Annotated in this window: 2 protein-coding genes; one reads left to right on the plus strand and one right to left on the minus strand. The window is 66.1% G+C overall.

The window, feature by feature from the left end; translation table 11 throughout:
* The first annotated feature begins 1,139 nt into the window (after positions 1–1,139).
* Positions 1,140–1,406 (plus strand): GlsB/YeaQ/YmgE family stress response membrane protein, encoded by a 267-nt coding sequence (locus ACIA8E_RS41730; RefSeq protein WP_399307309.1) that lies wholly within the window; start codon positions 1,140–1,142, stop codon positions 1,404–1,406.
* A gap of 144 nt (positions 1,407–1,550) precedes the next feature.
* Here ACIA8E_RS41730 and ACIA8E_RS41735 read toward each other — a convergent pair whose 3' ends face one another.
* Entirely contained in the window at positions 1,551–1,967 is a 417-nt protein-coding gene (locus tag ACIA8E_RS41735; protein WP_399307311.1) for a VOC family protein, read from the minus strand.
* Positions 1,968–2,540: the final 573 nt, after the last annotated feature.

Raw genomic sequence — 2,540 nt, forward strand, 5'->3', positions numbered from 1 at the left:
TCATACATCCGTCGAAACGGACACTTCGAGTAACCCATTCGGGTGGCATGGCCACAAGGGCCCTGACAAGATGCCAGCCATTCAGTCGAGCGCTCAGAGGTGATATACGGAGCGTTAGCAGCGCTCGTACGAATAGCTGTTAGTACTATCCGTGGAGCTGGGATTGAGCGGCCCACCCCATGACACAGCAGCTCGGCGACCTCGACAATGTCCACCCCGGACACTCGCGCTCACCAGCCTCCAACCGCCCGCTCCCCCCTTTCGGGTGAAATGGCGCCCTGCCCATGGCCAAGGCCTCTCACCAGGGGCTACTCCGCGTGACGAACAGCTGTGATGGTCGATGCGACGGGGCGACCCGAAGTACTCCGCGACCATCGACGCGATGGACTCAGCCCGGCGCAACCACGAGATCGAGATCGTCGGGCCGGTCCAGGGCACCGCGGCCCGGCAGGGCAGAAGTCCGCCCCGGCCATGGTCTTCAAAGCTCGTCGAGTCCGCCCGGACTCGCTGACGGGCCGTGTGCGCACCCCACCTCGTCGCCCTCGTCCGCGCCGGAGTCCGCTTCGAACGCGGTCACCTCGCCGAACGCACGGATGCCGATCTCTCAGCGCGCGATCACCGCTGACCAACCCGCACCGTCCGCCGGACGAACGGTCGCAGCGGACCGAGGACTTGAACGGCTTGTCGAGTACGTCTTCGCAGACGTGCGCCTGAAGGACTGGTGCCCCCTGGCCGCTCAGCGACAGCCTTCGCGTCAGCTGCTGACCAGCCACTCGGCATCCGCAGGCGAAGTCGAGTACTCCCGGTGCAGGCCCGGCATCCCAGTGCGCCCCACGGCCCGCGGAACTGGACCGTCCGTCGACCGCAGCCAGCGCCGCAGTCGACTCAACACGGCAGAGCCGAGAACGTCGCCCTCGACGAAGGGCTCAGCACTGTGCTCTTCGAGTCCTCAAGGCGTCTGGGCCTCGGGCACGGCCGCACTCAGCCAGATCAACATCGCCCCGCGCGTTGAAGCGGTGCGGGGCAGCCGCTGACGGATGCTGGAAGTTGTCCGGCTGGTAGTGGCCAACCGTTCGTTGTGGCCGAAGTGGGGCTCGATGGACGATGAGCAGTGACGTTTGACTGAAGGGTGCGGGTGTATGAGCATCATTGCGTGGATCTTGATCGGCCTGCTGGCCGGTGCGATCGCCAAGGCGTTGATGCCGGGCAGAGACCCGGGAGGCTGCCTGATCACGATGCTGATCGGCATCGCCGGCGGTCTTCTGGGCGGCTGGCTGGGAAAAGTCATCTTCGGAGTCCACTCGATCAAGGGCTTCTTCCATCTCTCCACCTGGATCGCCGCCGTAGTCGGATCCGTCATCGTTCTGGCCGTCTACCGGCTCATCGCAGGACGACGCTCCCGCTGAGGCGCCGGGCCAACGGCGTCGCGCAGACCGCCGGCCCGGCATCGAGAACCTCGTGACGAGCGCACCGGTGCCTGCGCAGTCGCCGGCGCCTGCGGCGCCGTACGTCGTTGCACCCGTGCGGGCGCGCTCGCCTGGTCCGGCGCTTCATGGCGCTTTCTCACCTCGGCCCGCCGACTCGTCCCGTGGGGACACCGCGAGGGAGAAGGAGTGCCCGGCAGGGTCGGCGTAGAGACGTACGCCGCGTGGCCCACTGCTGTCCTTGGTCTCTATCGGCATTGCGCCGAGGCTCACCGCCTCGCGTTCCGCCTCGTCCAGATCACCGTGCGCGACGAGTATCCGAAGATGCGCCTGCTGGGCGTCCTCCGGCCGCGGCCAGCTCGGAGGGGCGTAGCCGTGATCCCTGCGGATCGCCAGGTGTACGCCGTCGTGGCCGACGAGTTCCACAAAATCAGGGTCACTCATCACCTGGATTTCCGCATCGAGCAGTGAGGCGTAGAACTCCGCAAGGGCTTCGGGCTCCGCGCAGTCCAGCACGAGAAAACTTGTCTTTGCAACAGTCATGCCGATTCCGGTACCCGCCGGCGCTCAGAACACACGGGCGACGACCGGTGTTCACTGCTGGCAGGCTCGGCCTGTGCCCGTTTCGGGTTGCGTCCCGCAGTCGCACGGTCCTGCCCGAAAGACGCACGGACAACTGTGCTGCCGGGTTCCCACACGACCAGCGGCTCCGTGACGCCATACGTGTCGACCCCTCCCAGCGTCGGGGGTTGCATGGCCGGCGGTCGGGATTCCCGTGCCTGGCCAAGACGCCGGACGATGATATGGAAACGCACCCCCGTACGCGTTCAACTGGGCAACGACGACGTTCTGTCCGGCCGCATGAGGTCGGACAGTGGACTTCAGTCAGGTGGAATACCAGTCGTAGAAGTCCGGCCTGGTGGGTCAGGCCGCCCCAGTCACGGTTGTCGAACCAGACCCGCACACCCGGGCGATTGGTTGGAAGAGCAGATAAAAAAATGCGGGGGGGGGGGGCGCCCCCCAAAAAAGAATGACCCCCGCCACGAAAACCCGCCCCAACGAAAGCACAAAACACCCCGACACCCCCCCCCTCCCACCCCCACCCCACACACCCAA

This window comes from Streptomyces sp. NPDC051664 (assembly GCF_044453545.1).
GTDB lineage: Bacteria > Actinomycetota > Actinomycetes > Streptomycetales > Streptomycetaceae > Streptomyces.